Source organism: Thermosporothrix sp. COM3 (assembly GCF_059696735.1).
The window spans coordinates 1,198,066-1,218,429 of sequence record NZ_AP019376.1 but is presented as its reverse complement, the minus strand read 5'-3'; the positions used below and the strand labels follow the sequence as shown (position 1 = coordinate 1,218,429).

Genomic DNA, 20,364 nt, shown 5'->3' with positions numbered 1-20,364 from the left:
CTTGCTCGTTACTGCTTACTGCTCAAATTCCAGTAGGTGGAATCGAAGCCGGTTAAAAGCTCGTTCTCGTGCTGTGCGGGCACGACAACCAGCAGGGCACGCATTGCACGGGTCATCGCCACATACATCGTGCGCCGCTCCCGCGCCAGCATCTCGGCTTGCTCATCCTCAGGAGCCTGCTCGTCTATCACCGGATAGCGCCCGCTGAGAAAGCCCGCGATGGCAACAACGGGGAACTCAAGTCCTTTTGCGGATTTGAGGGTCAGCACTTTGATACCCGGGCGCTTGAGGTTGAGATCTGAGCCGCTCATAAAGGTGGCCTCTAACCCCTCAACGCGGAGATCGTCCGCAATCTGCCGTCCCTCTCCCTCGCTCGGACAGAGCACCGCGCATGAGCTGTGTGTCAGGCGGAGCGCGTTGCAGGCCCGGGTGAAGAAATCCTTCAACAGTTGAATCTCGTGATTGGCGGTCAACACGGCACGCACATCAGGCATGGGCCCGGAGTTGACATAGTGCGTGGTGTACTCGATGGGCTCCAGCGCGCCATAGGTCAGATAGGAGTGCGCCGCCTCGTCGATCTCCTGTGTGGAGCGATAGTTTGCCTTGAGGATGTTGGTGTGCCCCTGGAAATTGAGATCCTGATGCACTTCCTTCCACGAGAAGCTGCTTCCATATATTGATTGATTGGCATCCGCTGTAATAAAGAGGCGATTTGGGGCCTTGCAGAGCTTCACAAGCAGCCGCAGCGCTGCCGGCTCAAGATCCTGCGCCTCGTCAATCACGACGGCATCATAGCGCCTGTAGGACGGCAGGCTGTCAATCAGGCGAGCGGCCCGCACCCGGCGCTGTTGCCACGTCTCCTGACCGGTGGCCTCTACCAGCTCTTTCCAGCGCTCATAGACGCGCCAGACCGCTTCACGCTGCAAGCCGTTCAGGCGATACTTACGCCCGGTTCGCGCCATGCACTGGTACTCCAGCAGGCTCTCGACCTCGCGCGCCACAAGAAACGTGTCGATCTCCTGCCGCAGGTAGTCGTTCCCCATGCGGATGAGGGCCTGCCGTTGCGCCCGCTGCTGAAGCGGACTCCCCTCAAAACGCACCTCGGCGACCGCTTTGTGCAGAATCTCCTGCAAGGTCTTCTCATCGAGGATATCTTTATAGGCGTGCGCTTTGTGCAGCACATCGGTCGCGATAGTGTCGGCGGTCTGCACGCGGACATAGCGCATCGAGTCACCCAGAAGCTGCTGTAGAAGCTGCATTGACGACTTCACAAGCGCGTTCGTATAGGTGGTGAAGAGGATACGCGGCGCGGCGGTGGACTTCTCCTGCAAGAGCTGCTGCAACAGGGAGCGAATCCGGTAGAGGGCAACGGTGCTCTTGCCGGTGCCGGGACCACCCTTGACCATCGTGGGCCCGCTTGCGTGGAGCGGCCAGCGCGTGTACTGCTCCTGTTCGGGCGAGAGCTTCAGCAGGAAGTCGAGCAGCTCGCCTTCTTTGTAGCGCAGCAGGTCATCAACGCCGCCAAGCGCCTGAAGGGTGGGTTCCTGCTGAATGAGCTCTATTGGCTTCTCGAACATGTACTCGTCGAGGCGCAGGATCGTCTCATCATCAAGGCCATGACAGTCGTACAATGCCTCTCGCGTCTTGAGCGGTAGCAGGCGGGCATGGTAGATCTTCGGGATACGCAGCCGCGTCAGCAGTTCCTCGGTGATCGGCTCGGGGAAGGGCGTCGTTTCCTCTTTTGGCTGCATCTTCGCAATGATCGCATCCCAGTCGGGGCGCTGTCTGGCGTTGGCCGCGGCCTGCTCCAGCCCCGCCAGTTCTTCGGGTGTCAGCTCGTCGTCTTCGAGGTCGACTTCGTCTTCGTAGGTGCTCTCGTCGCGCCGCCGCAGCGTCCAGATCGCGACATACTGCTTGTCGAAGGTGTAGAACACGCGATAGTGCCCGGCGCGGAGCCGATAGAGCCTGATGCCCTGCTGCCAGTAGCGCTGGAAGGGCACTTTCACTTTGCCGGCTGGCTCGGGATCGCCGGTGAGCATATTGACCTTCTCCATGATCTGATGCAGCTCTTTGCCCGGCAGCGCGAGCATGTTTTGCAGAAATGTTGGTTTGATCAAAAGCTGGCGTTGTGCCGTCATAGCGTGTGATATCCTCTCTGGTTGCTCGATCTGTGTGCTAGAAGAGGGTTGGCTGCTCGTATTCGGAGCCGAAGAGGTCCTGCTGTCGATAGCCGTTTTGTCTATCGCCCTCCTTGTCGTCATCGGCCTCGTTGCCGCTCCTGGAGGGGTGCGCGGCGGGATGGTGACCATTGTGCCCGTTCGCGGCCTGCTTCTTACGCTGTTCGAGCCATGCTTTTCCTTTCTTCGTGGGCTTACCGGTCTTATCGACGAGCCCGGCGGCTTGCTCCTCGCGGTGACGCTGATGGTTCAATTCGAGCAGGCGATCCAGCACCTCCAGGCGCGCCCGCTCCGAGATCGTGAAGCGGAGCCCTTGCGCGGTCTCGTGGAAGCCATGTTCAAGCTGAAGGTCGGTCCAGCCATAGGCGCGCGCAACGGCCTCATCCATCTCCCGATGCAGCTCACGCAGCGCGACGATATCGGGGGCCTTCTCCTTCGGGTTGTGGAGCCGGTTGTAGACAGTGGTCAGCCCTTCCTGCCGCCTCAAACAGATCGCCTGCCGATGCTCATGGTAGCGCTTCCCGATATCGTCAAGCCCGTCAAGCGAACGAGGGAAGGGGAAGGTTTCGAAGCAATCCGAAGGGGTATACTGCATATCGGCTTTCAAGGTAGAACTGTATTTTCTTGCCCAAGCCTCATGAATGCTGGATTGTAAAACAGTGAAAGAACAATGAGCAAAAACAACTGTCTTTTCATTATAAACCCAACCATTAGGTACATAAGCCGGTGCATGCATATTAGCTATTCTTGCCCGCACTATCACCCGCTGCATATGAGCGATGGTGGAGTAAAGATCTATGGTAGGACGCTTAAATTGCCACCATTTCCCTCTCACTTTCCGATCATTATTCACATCCCGTTCTGGCTTTGCTCGTTCAATAACAATATCCAAACAATCAGGATATAATTGTGCCTTCTCAAGAGGCCAATCGTGGAAGTTAATGACCCACCGGCCTGGTGACTGATCCGGCTGAGAATTCAAATCCTTCCCATTTAAATACGGGAACAGCACATCCTTATTCCGCGCATCCCTTGCAATCAGTGCCTGTGCCTCTTCTGGCTCAAGCACAAAACCCATACCCAGCACCAAAGAGCCAATAAAGGACTTCTGTGCATTTGCCAGCAACGGAAGCGGCTTCCCCTGCGCCTTGCCGGGAGCAGTCAGATAAGGAGTGATACTGATCACTTCCCTGTCATCGAGGACACAGAGCCCATTCCAGTCCCCTTTGTACAACCATGCATACGCAACTTCCAAAGCGGCGTCACCGGGCCAGCGACGACTAGGAACCGCACGAGGAATCGTGATACCCTCCTCAACAAGCTGGTCCAGACCGACTTTACGGGTGGCGCCCTGCGCAATCGTGTTCGTCGCAACAAGTGCAGCCATTCCCCTCTGTTGTAGCAAGCCCGTTGCCCGCAGGTAGAAGTAGGCGCACAGATCAGCACTTCCATGCTTCCCCTTCGCCAGATATTTCACCAGATAATCGCGATAATCGGTGCCCAGAGCGCCAGTGATCTTCTGCCCTCCCTGGAACGGCGGGTTGCTTACGATGGCACTGAAACCGGCATCACCGTTCCTGTACAGGAAGACCTCGGGGAACTCAAGGTGCCAGTGGAACGGCTTACGCCCCTTCAGCCGCTTGTCTGCCTCCGCCCGGAGCTCTTTATATGCTTCACGGTTCGACCGCTTGCCTTCCTCTGTCAGACGATTCTTGATCCCCTCAATGTACCCTTCCGCAACCGGGATGAAGGACATGCTCAGGTCGTCTGCCTTGACCGCGCGCTTCTTCTTGCTATCCATGTTGTGCGCGACCAGAATATCAGCACCCAGACGCGCAATCTCTAGCGCCTGATCCGCTTCACGCAGCAAACGTTCCTTCTTCTCAACATCTTTGATCGTGTTAGAGCTAAGGGCACGAACCTGCTTGCGGAGCTCCAACACAAGCTGCAACAGCCGTTGAATGCTCTTATGCACAAATGGCCTCATTGGCTCGCCCTTCTCGTTCACCAGCGACCAGTTCTCTAGCTGCTGATCGGAGGCGCCAAGCAGCGAGTCGCCGTGACGCAGGGCGTGATCGAGGAAGGTAAAGGGCTTCTCCCGCGCCAGCGTGACCAGCCAGAGCGAGAGCTTCGCCATCTCGGCGGCCATCGGGTTCTTGTCCACGCCATACAGACAGCGCTCGGCCACCATACGCCGGGCCAGCGCTAACCGCTCCTCGATGTCGTTCGGAAGCAGCAGCTCGCTGTACTCCCCCTGCGAGATCGTCAGCGCGCCGGAATCGGTGATGACCAGCACCTTCCGCCCATCCTGACGCAAACGCTGCTCCTCGCGCTCCCAGGCCTCTACCAGCTTCTCGGCCAGATAGCGGCAGGACTGCACCAGAAACGCACCCGAGCCCATCGCCATGTCACAGATCGTCAGTTCCAGCAACTCGGGAGCCGACTTGAGCTGCCATGCTTCCTCGGGCTTGCCCTCCGCCGGGCCAACATAGACCAGCGGATCAAGCGCGTGCTTCACGATCGGCTCGGTCAGGCTGCGCGGCGTGTAGTGCGTCCCGGTCTGGCGGCGTTCGGCGCCTTTGGTCACATAGATCGAGCCGGGCGTGACAATCGCATAGTTGCCCAGGCTATCCTTGCGCAACAGCGCGGCATAGGGCAGCACCCGGGAGAAAATATCCTGCTTGTTGTCGCAGGCCTCCATCAAGCGGCTCCGCGCCTGAGGATCGTCGAGCGTCTGGTGCAGCGCCTTCCGCAACGGAGACACGCCACGCTTCGTCAGCTCAGCCAGATAGGCAAGCAGCGCCTCCTCGCCCTTCGCGGCATGGGCCTCCAGCTCCTCAAGCGTCGTCTCGGCCTCGGCATCTTTCGTACCCTGCAAGCCCAGAATCGTCGTCGTGGAGCGCTTCGCCGTATGGTCAAGCAGGCCCTCATACACGTGGCCAATCTGCTCGACGTCGAGACCCCGGAACGAGAGGCGGCGTCGCTCGGTGCCGCCCGCCTCGCGCACCCGCAGGTATTGCAGCGAGTCCAGCAGGTAGAGCACGGTGCGGTTATCGATCGCGAGCGGATGCGCCGGAGTGGTGCGCCAGCTTGTCTTCTGCGGGCGCCCCTCAAGGAAGGGGAAGCGATCCGGGTCGAAGAGATGACCGCCATAGGCAGGCAGGCGCAAATCCGGGTGGTCAACGCCACCATAAACCATACGGAAGAGCGCCAGCAAGCGGCTCCACGCATCGTAGCGCAGACCAAGCACCTCTTCAGTCTGCTGGTCGGCCTGTTCGCGAAGCTGTTTGCCCATCGTCGAGATCGCGTAGTTCTGGTCGTAGAGCGCCTCGCCCAGACAGAGCAGGCCGCGCTCCTCCGCCGAGAGCAGGAAGACCAACCGCATCATGACCGTCAGCGCCGCCTCGTACAGTGTCTTCTCGTCCACATCTTGCAACAGGGTGCGCTGTCTGTCCTTGTCGAGCCGATCCAGCGTCTTGATCAGCAGCTCGACCGCCCGCAGCACCTGATCGCCAAGCTGATTAGTCACCTCCTGCTGCGACTCCGCGCTTTTGCTCAGCAGCGCCTCGAGCGTCTCCTCGTCCGGCACGCCATAGAAGCGATACATGCCAAGCACGTTGTAGAAGGCGCGGAGCGTGATCGGCTCCTCGGTCCAGATCGTGGCATCCCAGGTATAGTAGCCGGTCGTTTCCTGCGGGGGCGCGTCAACCAGCATCCAGGAGCGCCCGTTCGTCACCAGGCCGAGCCGCATGCCGGTCCCGCGCAACAGCTCCATCATCTTCGTCGCCGGCGACACCTTCCAGACCGAGTCCGTGACCGCCTTTTCGAGATTCTGCCGCATCGGGTAGAGCTGCACCAGCAGGCGCGGCTGCGCTTCATCGGGAGCCTGAATCACCAGATCCGGGAACAGCGTTTCGCCATGCTCTTTCACCGTATAGCGAAGGTTCTCCGTGATCTGCTGACCTTCACGCAGATACTCGGGGCGGAAATTCAACACATCGGTCAGCACGAAGCGCAACCATTGATAATGAATCCCGCGATCAGGGTGAAGCCCTTCCTGGTTGTCGGCCCACTCATCGTACGCGGTCCGCAGGCGGCGGCGCACCTCCACCTCATCAGAGCGCGTGTCAAGGCCATGCTTGAACACCTCAAGCAGAACGGCCGTGCTGAGAAATGGGCCGGAAATATCGATCAATGAAAGCCAGGTGGCATGTTGCCGTGCTGGAGTCTCAGTAGCCATAGATACGCCACAGCATCCTTTCCACAGGAATAATGAAATAGAACCGGGGCGCACTCCCCCACCAGCGGAGAATGCGCCAGCCTCCTAGTATGCCAGATGAGGCGGGAAGAGATAGGTGACAGCGACCGGGAACAGGCGCGGCTGAGGATTGGCAAACCGCTGCTGAATGCGCTTCACCTCTTCCTCAATCTCGCCATCGATCGCGTCGGCACGCTCCTGAAGCGCCTGCACATCGCGTTTATATTGCTCGCGCTCAGCGTCAGAGAAGCCTTCCAGCATGAGCTGAGCCGGCCCGGTGCGTGGCTCGATCTCTTTCCGAATGTTGGTTTGCAGCTCGCGCAGGACCGTCGTAATATCGCGCTTCTCTTGCTCCTCGCGCTTCCTCAGGGTGTCCTTTAAACTGCGCATTCGCTTGTTCATGTGTCGCCCTAACGCCTCTGCCAGCGCGTCCCGATGGCTATCCCAGAGCCCGCGAATGCTCGCCTGCACGCGCGCGGAGACCGGATTATCTCCGGCAGCATCCAGCACATCCTGAAGCTGATCGGCATCCATTGACTTAAAGCCGTCGCCGGTCAGAGCGCCGCCCGCAACAATCAGCTCCTCGTGCAGCCGCTGGTTATCGCCTCCCAGAATCAGCAGGCGCGCATGGGCCACTACCACCGGAGTGCGCAGCGCATGATGCCGGACTATTCGCGCTGTGACGCGATAGAGCGAGCGCTGATCGCCCTGTGACCAGACCTCGGCCCGCAACAGGCGCAGCGACATCGTCACCAGGCGATGGTTCAGGTGAGCCAGCACCACATCATCACGCCCGCGAGCCAGAGCATGATCAAACACGATCGGTCGCCGCTGGTCCCGCATCAACGGGTGTTCCAGCCCCTCGGTGCACCGCGCCCAACTGCCACTGAGTTCGGGCACATCAAAGACCTCAATTGGCGGATAGACCCCGTGCGGATCTTCCAGGATGCGCTTGCGTAAGGGCGGCTGCTTCGCCAGCTCCAGCGCGGTTTCAACTACGGCCTGAATGTTTTCCGGATACAGCTTCAGCTTATCCCGCTCTTTCCCAAGCTGCTCCTCCAGTTGCTTGATACGCTTGTTGAGCTCGTCGCGCTGCTTCTTCTCGAACGCCTTCACCCGCTTCGAGGGAAGATTCTGCTCCGCCTTCGTGGTATCCAGCGTGCGCCGATAGCCGAGCATCTTTTCCTCGACCTGCGTGGCGATGACGGGGGCGAGGCTGCCCAGATCCTCCCGAATCTGCTTGAGCTTTTCAACCACCGTTCCCAGAAACTCCAGATCATCATCAAGCTGATCCCTGCGGGTGGCGCTACTGGCCTGCTTATAGGTACTCGACACAAAATGGTGAATGAGCACCTCCGGAGCCCGCTGCCCGTGCCGGTCGATACGCCCGTTGCGCTGTTCCAGGCGATTCGGATTCCAGGGGATTTCATAGTGTATCAGGCGCGAACAGTAGTTTTGCAGGTTGATACCCTCGGAAGCGGTATCGGTCGCGAGGAGGATACGCACCGAGGCATCGTCCGGGTTTGCCTGGAAGGCCGCTTTGATCTGCTCGCGCTCCTCGGTCTCCATGCCGCCATACAGGCGCAGCACGCGCCGCTGACCGTCGGGACCACGCTCAGTGAAGCCCTCCCGTTCCAGCAGGTTATAGAGCCAGAGCTGCGTATCCAGAAACTCCGTAAAAATAATGACGCGCTCCCTTGACCAGCTATCACCGGGCTTGATCGTGGCATGCAGCCAGCGGATCAGCTCCTGTGCCTTGCTATCGGGTCTGGTCGCGGCCTGCTCGGCCCAGCGGTGCATGACGTCGAGCAATTCGCGCTCGCGCTGGCTGATATCGGTCAGCATCGAGGCCGCGATCTCCAGCGCTTCCGCGGTTGTATCGCTGAGCGTCTCGTCATCAAGGTCCTCTTCCTCGATCTCTTCCAGCCGTTTCCGCAAAATGCCCATCTGTGGCCGACGCGAGACGGTCTCTTTGCGGTCGGGGTGTGCCAGCGTGTCCATATGCTTTTGCAGCGTCAACAGGAAGGCCTTCGGGGAGGAGAACAGGCGCTTCTTGAGCAGCTTGGTGACAAACTCCATCGCGTAGTGTGCCTGCTGATCGCCATTCGTTCGCAGCCGCTTGAGCCGCTCCTGCGTGTATTCATGCAGGGCGCGATGGATCTCCCGCTCTTCGTCGGTATACTGCACCTCGATCGGCTCCACCTTTCTGCGAGAGAAGCGCGGCGAGCCGTCCCACCGCTTTTCCAGCTCGGACTTGAGACGACGTACCATCACAGTGCGCAACTGCCTGTCATCGGCCTCGACGCCCCGAGCGAAGCGCTGGTTGTCCAGCAGCTCAAGCAGGGCGGTAAAGCTCTCCCGATAACCGTTGTGCGGGGTGGCCGAGAGGAACAGCTTATGCTCAAAGTGAGGCGCAATCCGGCGCAGCGCCCGCGTGCGAATCGAATCGGTCGCATATTTGCCGCGCCCGGACGGAGCCATATTGTGGGCCTCATCAACGATCAGCAGGTCATAGCTGCGGGGATAGACCGACTCTCCTTCACGCGGAAGGGTTTCGGTAAAGAGGCGGAACGGGCGCTCGCGCTTGAAATATTCGGTTGAGGCGATCAGGCGCGGGAAGTGACTCCACGGGTTGACGTAGGGACCACGCTCTCGCCGCAGCTCACTGACCGTCTTGCTATCGATAATGCGGAATTCGAGGCCGAATTTGTCGCGCATCTGCTCGCGCCACTGCACCTGAAGCGGTGCGGGGCAGAGAATCAGGATCTTGCGGGCGCGATGGCGGATAATCAGCTCTTGAATGACCAGACCGGCTTCAATCGTTTTGCCGAGACCAACATCATCGGCGATCAGCAGGTTAACGCGGGGCATCCGAATCGCCCGCGCGACCGGGTCAAGCTGGTAATCTTCCAGATCAATGCCGCTGCGAAATGGCGCCTGAATGGCCTCTATATCGGCGCTGGAAGCGGCTCCCCAGCGCACCGCATTCAGGAACGTATCCAGGCGCTGCGGAGTATCAAACCCTGCGGTGGGTGCAGGGAGCGGCGTCTTTTCGATGGCCGTGGCTCCGGGCTCAACTTCCCAGATCACCTGAAGCTCTTCGCCAAGCGCATCATCTTCGACCGAAGAGAGCGTGACCAGATGCTGCTTTCCCGAAGAAGGAAGCGTGCTCTGTACAATGTCTACGACGACATAGCGACGACGGCGCACTTCTACAAGCTGGCCCGGTTCAGGAATAGCACTCGTGTAGCCCAATGAGGCGTCTCCTTCACTCTATAGATAGTAGGAACAGTCTCTTGTCTATCTTCTGTTGTTTTGTTTACTCTAGAAATACAGGAAATGCTGGCGCTCTCATGGCTCAGAAGCGAGCAGGCTCATGAGACGCTGAAAGAGAAAACAGGCATCTCAAGCGAGGCACCAGACAAAGGGAATGGAAGGTTCCCGGTGGCAGCAGAACAGGAATAGGACGACAATACTGGTCCGTTGATGAACCATATCTTTCACAGTTGTTGCAGAGAATAGTATACCTCTTTTCCAGAGAGAAAACCAGAAAAAGAACAGGAAATCTCATACTTGCGCGCCTGGACCGTTGTGGTCGTTGCCAGCGGCTTCGTTCCTGATGCCAGACGCTTTCTGAATCGGGGATAAGACAAAGATACCATTTCTTTGCATCTTTCGCAATATAGTGATGAGCTCAATACACAAGCATACCACACAAGAGCGGCTTCAGGAGCCCCATCAGCACAAAGAGGATGGACTTTACAGCGCCTTCACCCCCTCTTCCTCTAGCATGTAGAACGTTCTCCGCGCCTGAAGATCCAATCGCAAGCGGCAGGACTCCCTTGCGGATCGGAGCCCCGGTTCACGCTCCCGTTTGGATCGCACCTGACAGGCTGCTCCATAGATCCCGCAGCTTCATGGGAGGCGGTTCCCCTATACTTGACGTTGATCCCTCATCTATAATGAAAAGACAGAGATATTCAAGCGACCAGCTTTTTGCCTTGCCGGAGTTGACATTGTGGCGCAACACCAGGAAGAAAACAAATGGGCAATCACCCTGCTGGAGAGCATTACCGATGGCCTGGTTCATATCGATTCGCAGTGGCGCATTACCTATGTCAATGCATGGATAGAAACAGCCCTCGGTAAACCTCGCGCGGCCATACTGGGACGGCGCCTCTGGGAGGCAGCTCCCGAGCTGCTTGGCACGCCCTTTGAACACGGCTATCGCACGGCTTTACGCACGCAACAACTGGTCACCTTTGAGGCGTTTCACCCGCTCTTGCATAAATGGGTGGAGGTCCGTGTGTATCCTTCGCGCGGGGGCATCGCCATCTATATTCACGATATCACCGAACGCAAACAAGCAGAAACGGCGCTGTACAAGAGCCACGAAGCGCTTCGGATCATCACGGAGACGATTCCCCATCTGGTCTGGACCGCCCGGCCTGATGGCTGGCTCGACTATTTCAACCAGCGCTGTTTTACGTATCTGCAAGCAAGCTACGATCAGTTGAAAGGAGATGGCTGGCTCCAGCTCGTCCATCCCGATGACCAGGTCAGGGCGCTGGCAGCCTGGCATAACGCCATCCAGACAGGGCAGGCCTACGAGATTGAATATCGCGTTCGGGAGGGAAAGACCGGCCTCTATCACTGGTTTCTGGTACGCGCTCTGCCTCTTACTGATGCGCAGGGACATATTATAAAATGGTTTGGCACAGCAACCGATATCGACGAAAACAAACGTATCCAGCAGGCCCTACAGGAGAGTGAGGCCCGCCTGCGTGGCCTGGTCGACTCCAATATTCTCGGGATTCTCGTCATCGACGCCCGGGGCCGGATCTATGAGGCGAACGACGCGTTTCTTTCCCTTGTCGGGTATAGTCGAGCGGACCTTGAAGCGGGCTCCCTTCAGTGGACAGAACTGATACCCTCCTACAATCAGGATAGAGTGATGCAGCTACGGGAGGAACTGGCGCGGACGGACCGTTTCCCTCCTTATGAAATAGAGCTTGTGAGCAAAGAGGGCAGACGCGTCCCGGTACTGATGGGCGGGACAACCTTTCGGCGGGAAGGGCCTGTACCGCTTGCGCTCTTATTCGTGCTGGATATGACCGCACACAAAGCTATGGAGCGACAAAAAGATCTCCTCCTCGGGATCACTGGCCATGAGCTGAAAACGCCGCTCACGGTTCTTCGCACCATTCTTCAATTGCTTCAGCGACGCCTGAAGCGCCTGAGCAGCACCGTGGACAACCTCCCTCAGGAATGGCAAACCTTTGTGACCGAGCTGCCAAAGCTGCTGGATGATGCCCTCCGCCAGATTGACGGGCAAACACGCCTGATTAATGATTTACGGGATGTCTCACGCATCACGTCACACACCCTGTCGCTTTCCTTGCAGCCCTGCGACATCGTGGCGCTGCTCCGTCAATGCATCGCGGATCTCTGTGTCCTGGTTCCAGAACGCACCCTTCAACTGACGCTGCCCGAGCAGGAGAACATCACGGTGCAGGCCGATCCCGACCGCATTCGCCAGGTCATCACCAACTACGTCAACAATGCCCTGCGCTATTCTCCCCCCGAGAAGCCGGTCCACATCGGGCTTACCCTTCAGAACGAGATGGTCCGGATCTGGGTACGCGATCAGGGGCCCGGCCTCTCTCTCGAAGCTCAAAAGGCGCTCTGGCGGCCCTTTTCTCAAGGGGAGAAAGGCATCTCTTCTCAGAGGGGGTCAAGCAAGGGACTGGGACTCGGCCTCTTCATCTGCCAGGCGATCATCACCGAACACCGAGGAGAAATAGGCGTTGAGAGCACCCCCGGAGAGGGCTCGACCTTCTGGTTTACCCTCCCCATCACGTCGTGATGCCACGCGCGCTTGAGGGCCTTCGTTCTGGCCACTGAGCATACAAGTCCACTCCTGCTTTCATCCTGCCTGCACACCTGCTCTTTGACCATCACAAGCAAACTTGATATACTCCGAGAGCTTCCTTGCATTTGGACAAGGACCAGTCCATCTTGAAGGACATGCAAGCACTTCAAGAGACAACACGTTCTGATCACATCCTTGAGAGCCGATCAGAAAGATCAGGAGCCAGACCAATGACAGCTATCACGATCGCATTCCATCACGAGCGCCCCATTGATCCCCGAGCGGTCCGCGAACTGTACACACATGTCGGCTGGTGGCCACAGCGCACCCCCGAGAAGATTGCGCAGGTGCTTCAGGACGCGCTGGCAGTCGGAGCCTGGGACGGGGATCAACTGGTAGGCTTTGCCCGGGCGGTGTCAGATGGACACTTCCACGCCTACATTGATGATGTGGCAGTGCGGCCAGATCACCAGCGCAAAGGCCTGGGAAGCCTCCTTCTGACAAAACTGCTCGACGGACTTCAGGAGGTCGAAACCGTGACATTGTTCTGTCAGCAATCCCTCGTCCCCTTCTATGAGGCGCACGGCTTTCAAGCCTTTCCATCTCAGATGGTACTGCATCGAGCTCAACCTGCTCCGCGCGCCTCAGCGAGTGACAGCTAACGCGCTTTCCCTGCCTCACGCCCTCCTGGTCGCAGGACCCTGGCTAGCTCGCTTCCGGGAGGCTCTCGACGAGGCATGCGGGGTCTGTTGGCAGGCCAGCGCGGAACAAGCAGCCGGAACTGCCTTCACGCACGCCTCTTGCCGCCTCCAGACATCACGCTTTCACCTGCCCCTGCTATTTCCTCCTTTCACAGCCTGCCCTATTGCTCTTTGGGAGTACAGACCATCCCCTCAGGACAGCCAGGCGGTTGAGGAGGTTGCGTCGGCAGAGGAGTACAGATGTATTCCTCAGGGCACCTCCAACCGGGCATGGAGAGGAGAAAATAACCCGGTATCCCCCCAAAAAGGCAGAGGAGCAAGGCATATACATACATCATTTTTCGTATACTACGGCGGGTCTCCTGGGCCACGCTCTTCTGATGCCAGAATTGATAGAGCACAATAATGCGAGCAATTCCCGCCAAAACGCTTCCCATCAGAGATAATCAGAAAAGGAGCGATCCAAACATAAACGCCTCTCCAGTTTGTTAGCTGAAAGAAAAATGATCTTTTTTCTCCTTCAGCTATTTTTCTTCTTCTCCTTACCTCTACTACCTTCTTCCACTATTTTCCCTGGATACACAGAATCTTGAAATTTCTTGTTTTGTCACCTCCGTAAAATGAGGATCGAGAGAAAACACTTCCATATTTTACACTTTAACTTATCCCTACACGCTAGAGGCTTGAAAGTTCTTCAGCCTTCTGCTCTTGCTCCTTTTGCGTTTGCCGCGCCTCGATAACAAAGATCATATAGGTGACGCTGTCCCATGCGTTATGCACCCCGATAAAGAGAAAGAGCACCGCTGCCGCTCCAACAATGAAGAGCGCCAGCACCGCATTCGCAGGTATCACCAGGGACGCACCAAAAAGAGCCATATAAGAAAGAAACGGCAGGATGATATGCCAGATCCAATCTTCCAGTTCTGGCTGATACTTGGACTGACGAAGCGCCCGCCAGAAAATGACGAGGCCGTAGAGCACCCCCGCCAGCCCACAGATACCCAGAGCAAGATCAACATACCAGAGTTCAGGCCAGGGCGCATTGAAAATCGCGGCGATGAGAAAAGCGGCACAGAGATGCACCACCGTCGGGGTGGCAAAGACCCCGGTCACCTCACTCGATTTGCGCTTGTTCCTCGATGCAATCAGAGACAAAACGACAAACATCAGGCTGATCAGTCCTACAGAGGCAGAACCGACAATGACATAGAAATTTTGCCAGGAGCTCAGGAGCGGTATCGCTGCCTTTTGCACGTGCAGATCTCCCTTCATTAGACAGCAAACAGTAGATTGAGATGTACCATTACATGAGACGAGACAGCCAGCCAGAAATAACCATTTTCTTCGTTACCTCGCTCACAAAGGAGCGACCAGGGCCCACTGATCGGCTGATTATAGAGAAGATCGGGCAAAACAAAGGAGTGTATCAGCTTATGTGTATAATATGTATTCACAGATTTTCCGGTGAGTTGTGCATACCCCAAAAGAAAAGAAGGGCCCGACGTGTCAGGCCCTTCCGGTAACATACAGGATGTGAGCGACGTAGAGGGATTCGCTCGGCGTTGGTGGACTTACGAGTATATCTGGCGTATCGTCTCCAGCATCTCCCTTGCTACCCTGTTCCCCGGGTTTCTCTCAAGCTCTCGTTCCATCCTGGCGAGCTGTTCCTTTATTTGGGGAGGCATTGGTGCTACCTGTAATCCCAGATCCTCCGGTGTCATTGTCTTCCCTTCCAACCGCGAACACATAACTGCGATCTGTTTCGCCTCGAACGGATGGAGCTCTTCACCTTCGAGCGCCATTTGTACAAGCTTGTTGTAGGGGTCGTCGGGTCTCATGCCGTCAAGCAACTTTTGCAGTACCTCGTTTTTCATCCTCTGCCTCTTTTCAGGGATTTCTGGGGTAGCGTCAGATCTGGCTGGCTACCCCATAAAGGCCTACAGCCCGTGACGCGTCTCAGGAGAGCGGCTGACCAGGCATCTCCTGTGTATCCGTCGCGCTTTCAACCGTGTCCCAGACCAGTTCTAAAAAACGGTCTATGAGCTGTTCCCGGCGCTCCTGTTCCCACGTCTTCACGGGAGATTTTAGCTTGGCTAGATTGTGCTCGCAGCTATACACGATGGCTGCAAGCTGAAATAGAGTGAGTCTGATACTCAACATACGATCACCTCTTTTCCTTCTTCCACTAGCAGGATGCGACAACAACCGGCTCATCGTTCGGGTACCGGTGCGTTAAAGGACTCCGGTTGTCACGCATCTATACAAAGCATACATGAAAAATAAGGCGTTTCTAGTTGGCTTTGGATTGTCATTCAGGTTGTCATTTCGTGCAAATTTAATGTAAACTATGAATCATATATTACTGGGCTTTGGTTGCTTGTTACATAATAATAGGGGGTTCAATGTGGATGGCGCTATGTTGAGAGCACTCCGCGAAGAGCGGGGGTTATCTCAAAAGGCTGTAGCTGATGCTCTGGGAGTAGATAAACCCACAATATCAAAGTGGGAGTGCGGGAAGAGAGGCATATCCCCCCACCACAGCAAACAAATACAGGAGTTTTTTGCAAAAGAGGACGATATGAACAGGCGGAGCGCTTTAAGGCTCATGGGGATTGTAGGACTGAATGCAGTTTCTGATGCCTGGTCCAATGATTTGCTTTCGATGTATGAAAGGGGAGTTTTAGCCTGTTTAGACCTATACTATAGCGGGCATACCAGACAGGTAGAAGCGATACTGCCGCTCTACCTTCAACAATGTGCAGCACTGGCACAACAACCGGGACCACTTCAGATACCAGCAGCGCGGCTCGCAGCAATAGCCTACATCATCTCATGCGAATTGGCAACTGATCGGGAAGACTATAGCGCGGCAGCGATGGCGGGCCGTCGAGCTATCCTGTATGCGCAAGCGGCAGGAAACCATGAACTACAAATAGCTGCTCTACTCCGCCTTATTGATTATCATTTTCATCTCTGCTCATCTCAGCCGCTCCTTATTGACGTACACAGCAAGAATGCAATACAGTGTTTTGAACAGGCAGAATCGCTCTTTACGGCTACAATGTCACCACTTCTGAAGGGCCGCGTTTATGCAGGGGCGGCTGAGCTATACGCGATGCGTGGGCAACTTCAGGAATCTATGCGATTTATGGGGCTCGCATACGAATCGTATCCCCGGATCCCGGAGGAAGATCCGTTTTACCCGTATATACGCGCAAGCCGTTATTCCCTGTATGTCTTTGGTGACGCTCAATCACGTCTCTTTCTTCATCAACCCGATGAGGCAGCGAGAGCACTTGAGGCGATGGAAAAGGAGTCAAATGATCCGGAGAGGGAACCCATTACAAAGGTCGATCTTTTATACTATCAGACAGAGATTCAGTGTCAGCGCGAAGAGCGTGAAGCCTATGTCACTGCACTCGTAGAAGCAGCCGAGCTGGCCAGGAAGATCAATTCTCGCTTGTATTTTAACAAGCTTGCGGCTAGCTACTACAGGGCAAAACAGAGGTGGGGAAAAGATCCGTCTCTTTCGGCAGTAGAAGAAGTCTTCCGACTCTAGATGCTTATGGCTGCAACGTTGCAAGGGCTCTATGAAGCCGTTGAGGAGTGAAAGAAAGAAATAGGAGGAATAATACATGTCAGAATATATCGTGGTTGTCACAACTGTTGATTCAGAGGATGTCGCGAAAGCGATCGCGCGAAAGCTGGTAGAACAGCATCTGGCCGCATGCGTCCATCTCTTCCCTATCCAATCGGTGTATCGGTGGGAAGGCAAGCAGGAAGAGGACAACGAGTGGCGACTTGAGGCCAAGACGCGCCGGGAGCTGTACCCCCGGGTTGAGAAGGCTATTGTGGAAAGCCACCCCTATTCCTGCGCTCAAGTGACGGTCCTCCCGATTGTTGCGGGTAAGAAGGAATACCTTGACTGGATAGAAGCAGAGACGCGATAAGCACCCCGCTCAGGCTCATGGCTCGGACGCTTCAGCGAGAATCTCCCCTTTGCGTTGTTGAAGAGGAGATTCCTCGCTGCTGAGGCATGCTGCACCATTGCGAACGCCTGGTCGCTCTCCTTCCAGCTATCGAAGTGAGCGCCCAGGATCCGGATCCGTTGCACGTTCAGCCTTTCTGCCACAAGGCCGCTGCTACCGCTTCGTGGGCCGTCGCTTGATGCTTTCAAGGGTGTGGCGCCAGAAAGCATACAGGCGGCGCTCGCGCTCTCGATCCAGATCCAGCAAACGAATCTTATGCATATGTGCCAGGCTTTCGAGCAGCGTTTCCTCGGACACCCAGAGCCCCCCTCTGCTTGCCAGCTCCCGCACCTGATCGCCAAGCTTCCTGAGCTCCTGCGCGATTGATCCCCTATCCGCACCCTCGGCGCTTGGCCCATGCGTCAGCGTAAGCAGGAGCGCGCGCTGTTCCACAACATTCGCGGGCGGCCTGGGTTCCCAGGGGGCCAGCAGCTCGCAACACTGACGGCGATGCGGGCGATATTCAGCGCTAAACGCATACGTCTGCGTGCGCTTGCGAAGCCATTGCAGGCACTGATCGATATCATAGCCCCAGTTGGTGAAGAACTGGTGCAGCGAAAAGACAGCGATCTCCAGCGGATCAAGCGTGAGACGTTGCGCTTGCTGAGCCGCAATCAGGTTGCTGACAACCGCGCTATCAAGACAGAATACCTGCTCCAACAGCTCGATTGCTTCGGGCCCGCCGTAGCGCTCCACCTCCCGCTCATATGGATCGAGCGCATACGACTGGATCACACCAGCGTCTACCAGATGGCGACTGTGACGAAGCATCGCCAGCAGCAATGGCTCAATTGCTTGCTCGTCGCGAGCCCGACAGCGGACCCGAAGATGTGGCAGAGGATCGATATAGCGAATAAAGAACCAGCAATCGAGCAGGCGCTGCTCCTGCAACATCCGAATCAGGGCGCGGAGCGGGCCAGCAATCAGCTCGTCGTGCTGCCCGGGAGCGGCATAGAGCTTGATATAGGTCCAGCGATCCCCGGGGAAAAAGCTGCGCTCGACCCGCGAGATCGCCCGGCAAGGTGTCAGAGGAGCAGCCTGTGCGGCAGGTTGAGCAGCACGGAGCAGCGGGACCACGAGTTCCGAAAAGTAGGAAGCACTCTGCTCATCGCGCAACCAGAGATGTTCAAAGTCGGGAAGCAGCTCCTGAAGCGTCAGCGTGCGATCCTGTTGCAGCTTGCCAAGCTCATCCCGCAACTCAGTGACCATGACCGGGTGCTCCAGATCGAGCAGCAGGCGATTATCGAACTCAGCCAGATAGACATAGCGCGGCACCCGCCACCGCTCGCGCCAGTGCTGCAAGCCCGCAAACCAGCGCTCTTCCTCGCTGCCCGTCCCCTCCGGTTGCACCGTGTCGGCCCGAAGCTGCCACTGCGCGGGACTGAGCACCAGCCTCGCATGCGGGCCCATCCGATACGTCACGCGTGGCAGGAAGGGCGATCCGCTCAGCCTGCCCCAATCGAAGGCGCTCAGGCAGGGAACTCCATCCATGCTCAGCTCGCTCAGGAAGCGGCACACGTTGGGTGCCAGACGAGGATTCAACATGTGATATTGAGAGACAATCACCTGCTTGCCAAGCCGCTGCGAGCGAAGATAGAAGCGCCCGTTGCGCACCCCCACGACCAAATCATTGAGCGAGATCACCCGCTCGGGAGGCACAGAGGGCGTCGTCCCGACCACAATTTCATAGCGCCGCAGTGGAGGCCGAAGCGCCACATTCGCCATTCGGGCCTCGCGTGGCTGATAGCTCAACTCAGCAAAGATAGTCTCGGGTAGAAGCGCCTCTTCACGCTCGGTCAACTGCTGTAGATGCCGCATCCCCTCCTCATCCAGCAGATCAAAGAAGCGTCCAAACGTGCGCCCGGCGTTGGGAGAGCCCCAATTCGGCCCGAGCACCGCGCACCACTCGCCGTTGTCCAGCGCCTCACGCGACGCCGCATGCACCTGTAGATAGATTTCCAGCGAGAGCGGAGCCTGTTCCGCGACCGGAGACCAGCGCTCAAGCCGCTTCAGCAGCGCTTCGGTCAGCTCCAGCTCCACACTCTGACGGTTGATCGTTTCCGCAACCAGCGCCTGAAGCTGCTCATCCCATTTTCGGGTGTCGGGGGCGTTCGGGCCGGGTGGGAGCGGATAGGAGCGCCGAGGCTGATCGTAGCCGGGAGGCGCGTCGAGGCCCTGTTCCGGGTGCAAGAGGTCAAGCAGCGGCACCTCAACCCCCTCCCCATAGGTTTCAAGAAAGAACAGACGATACTCTTTGAGATGAGGCAAACCTTCAGGGAAAGGCGTCAGGCGCAGCAGGAGTTCAGCGGCTTGTGCGGCGGCCACCCCGATCTGTTGATGAAGCGTCGTCTCGTGCAGGCGAAGAGCCGCGTCAAGCTGAACCCGGGCCTTCTCCTGCGCCTCGGGAACAAGGCTCGCCTGTCGTGCCTCAACCTGCCGAAGCTGCTCGATGCTGGCTGCATTTCCGGCTGCATCGAACTCGCTTGTCTGTTGTAAAACAGCCTGCAAACCGTCGTGAAGCGTTTCAACCCCCTTGAGCGCGGCGAGCTGACGAGCAAGATAGGCAGCGGGGCGAGCATCAGTCAGGGGAGGATGCAGGTCGCTGATTAAAAAGTGGTGCTCCCAGAGCTGCCACAACAAGCGCTCAACCTGCGATGGCTTCGCCTGAGGAAAGGCCCGAAGCAGCGCCGCCTGCAATTCTGTATAAGGAATGGGCTGTGCCGCCAGTTCCAGCGCCTTGAGCACAACGGAAGTAGCTCGTAGCGAGATCGAGCGGTTATCTCGCTGCCCATACGTATCGGCGTAGGGCAGGCGCAGGCGTCCCCCCGCAAGATAAGCCGTCTGATTCGCTCTCACCTTGAGCTGTGTCACGACCTCCTTCGCCCCCTCCGCCTGCTGTAGAAGGGCAAGCAGCCAGTCCATATCGGGTCGAGTGCGAAAGCGCTGCACCGGAGGAGAGGCCAGGGTCAGCCGGGTCTCATCGGCAAATGTGCCCGTTGTGACGCCTGAGAACAGGCCAAAGGGCGTCGGGCGCGTGCTCATCCGAATCAGGTAGCGCAGCAGCCCGGCATAAGCGCGTTTCACCGCCGCAGGCTTCGCCTGAGGAAGCCGCTGGATCGTCTGCCAGAGCGAGGGGCTTGCTACCGCCAGAGCAAGCGCACAGTGAGGCTGCTCGGCAAGCTCGCGCAACAGACGATAGCAGGCCTCTCTGTCTTCAGCCGTCTCAGAAAGCCGAAGGAACACCTCAGCAGGCAGGGCAGGCGCTCGCAGCATGAAAAAGTCAGCGGGTGCATACAGTCCTTCCGTCATGTACCCTTTTCTCTCCTTT

Annotated in this window: 11 protein-coding genes and 1 pseudogene; 5 read left to right on the top strand and 7 right to left on the bottom strand. The window is 57.4% G+C overall.

Going from position 1 to position 20,364, the window contains the following annotated elements; genetic code table 11:
• Window positions 1-8: 8 nt before the first annotated feature.
• The 3 genes from KTH_RS05240 to drmD all read right to left on the bottom strand — a co-directional run bounded on the left by KTH_RS05240 (window position 9) and on the right by drmD (window position 9,690).
• Window positions 9-2,138: a UvrD-helicase domain-containing protein gene (locus KTH_RS05240; protein ID WP_497616907.1), complete on the bottom strand. Its 2,130-nt coding sequence runs from the start codon at window positions 2,136-2,138 to the stop codon at window positions 9-11.
• 37 nt (window positions 2,139-2,175) lie between these two features.
• Window positions 2,176-6,417 (bottom strand): Eco57I restriction-modification methylase domain-containing protein, encoded by a 4,242-nt coding sequence (locus KTH_RS05235; RefSeq protein ID WP_497616906.1) that lies wholly within the window; start codon window positions 6,415-6,417, stop codon window positions 2,176-2,178.
• A gap of 84 nt (window positions 6,418-6,501) precedes the next feature.
• On the bottom strand, window positions 6,502-9,690 hold the full coding sequence (gene drmD / locus KTH_RS05230) for a DISARM system SNF2-like helicase DrmD (RefSeq protein ID WP_497616905.1): 3,189 nt from the start codon (window positions 9,688-9,690) through the stop codon (window positions 6,502-6,504).
• 763 nt (window positions 9,691-10,453) lie between these two features.
• On the opposite strand from drmD, the gene KTH_RS05225 reads away from it, so the two are divergent.
• A complete protein-coding gene (locus KTH_RS05225) occupies window positions 10,454-12,301 on the top strand; it encodes a PAS domain-containing sensor histidine kinase (protein ID WP_497616903.1) in 1,848 nt (615 codons plus the stop codon).
• Between the two features lie 236 nt (window positions 12,302-12,537).
• Window positions 12,538-12,969 (top strand): GNAT family N-acetyltransferase, encoded by a 432-nt coding sequence (locus tag KTH_RS05220; protein WP_497616900.1) that lies wholly within the window; start codon window positions 12,538-12,540, stop codon window positions 12,967-12,969.
• Window positions 12,970-13,683: 714 nt separating this feature from the next.
• On the opposite strand, the gene KTH_RS05215 is transcribed toward KTH_RS05220, so the two are convergent.
• From KTH_RS05215 to KTH_RS05205, 3 genes are all read right to left on the bottom strand, one after another.
• Window positions 13,684-14,262: a hypothetical protein gene (locus KTH_RS05215; protein ID WP_497616898.1), complete on the bottom strand. Its 579-nt coding sequence runs from the start codon at window positions 14,260-14,262 to the stop codon at window positions 13,684-13,686.
• Window positions 14,263-14,579: 317 nt separating this feature from the next.
• The gene (locus KTH_RS05210) at window positions 14,580-14,882 is read right to left on the bottom strand and encodes a hypothetical protein (protein WP_497616896.1); all 303 of its coding nucleotides are present in this window, start codon (window positions 14,880-14,882) and stop codon (window positions 14,580-14,582) included.
• An 82-nt stretch (window positions 14,883-14,964) separates the two neighbouring features.
• The gene (locus KTH_RS05205) at window positions 14,965-15,168 is read right to left on the bottom strand and encodes a hypothetical protein (protein WP_497616894.1); all 204 of its coding nucleotides are present in this window, start codon (window positions 15,166-15,168) and stop codon (window positions 14,965-14,967) included.
• A gap of 187 nt (window positions 15,169-15,355) precedes the next feature.
• On the opposite strand from KTH_RS05205, the pseudogene KTH_RS05200 reads away from it, so the two are divergent.
• From KTH_RS05200 to cutA, 3 genes and pseudogenes are all read left to right on the top strand, one after another.
• Window positions 15,356-15,559, top strand: a pseudogene (locus tag KTH_RS05200) (helix-turn-helix domain-containing protein); the annotation flags it as partial.
• Between the two features lie 54 nt (window positions 15,560-15,613).
• Window positions 15,614-16,567 (top strand): hypothetical protein, encoded by a 954-nt coding sequence (locus KTH_RS05195; protein WP_497623315.1) that lies wholly within the window; start codon window positions 15,614-15,616, stop codon window positions 16,565-16,567.
• A 76-nt stretch (window positions 16,568-16,643) separates the two neighbouring features.
• Window positions 16,644-16,958, top strand: a complete 315-nt coding sequence (gene cutA / locus KTH_RS05190) for a divalent-cation tolerance protein CutA (protein WP_497616892.1) — start codon at window positions 16,644-16,646, stop codon at window positions 16,956-16,958.
• A 192-nt stretch (window positions 16,959-17,150) separates the two neighbouring features.
• Here the strand turns inward: cutA and KTH_RS05185 are convergent, their stop codons facing one another.
• A complete protein-coding gene (locus KTH_RS05185; RefSeq protein ID WP_497616890.1) occupies window positions 17,151-20,345 on the bottom strand; it encodes a lantibiotic dehydratase in 3,195 nt (1,064 codons plus the stop codon).
• Window positions 20,346-20,364 lie beyond the last annotated feature (19 nt).

Excerpts from the sequence above, each read along its gene's own strand:
- KTH_RS05240 (WP_497616907.1), bottom strand. The coding sequence starts at position 2,138 with ATGACGGCACAACGCCAGCTTTTGATCAAACCAACATTTCTGCAAAAC.
- KTH_RS05235 (WP_497616906.1), bottom strand. The coding sequence starts at position 6,417 with ATGGCTACTGAGACTCCAGCACGGCAACATGCCACCTGGCTTTCATTG.
- KTH_RS05220 (WP_497616900.1), top strand. The coding sequence starts at position 12,538 with ATGACAGCTATCACGATCGCATTCCATCACGAGCGCCCCATTGATCCC.
- KTH_RS05210 (WP_497616896.1), bottom strand. The coding sequence starts at position 14,882 with ATGAAAAACGAGGTACTGCAAAAGTTGCTTGACGGCATGAGACCCGAC.
- KTH_RS05205 (WP_497616894.1), bottom strand. The coding sequence starts at position 15,168 with ATGTTGAGTATCAGACTCACTCTATTTCAGCTTGCAGCCATCGTGTAT.
- KTH_RS05195 (WP_497623315.1), top strand. The coding sequence starts at position 15,614 with ATGGGGATTGTAGGACTGAATGCAGTTTCTGATGCCTGGTCCAATGAT.
- cutA (WP_497616892.1), top strand. The coding sequence starts at position 16,644 with ATGTCAGAATATATCGTGGTTGTCACAACTGTTGATTCAGAGGATGTC.
- KTH_RS05185 (WP_497616890.1), bottom strand. The coding sequence starts at position 20,345 with ATGACGGAAGGACTGTATGCACCCGCTGACTTTTTCATGCTGCGAGCG.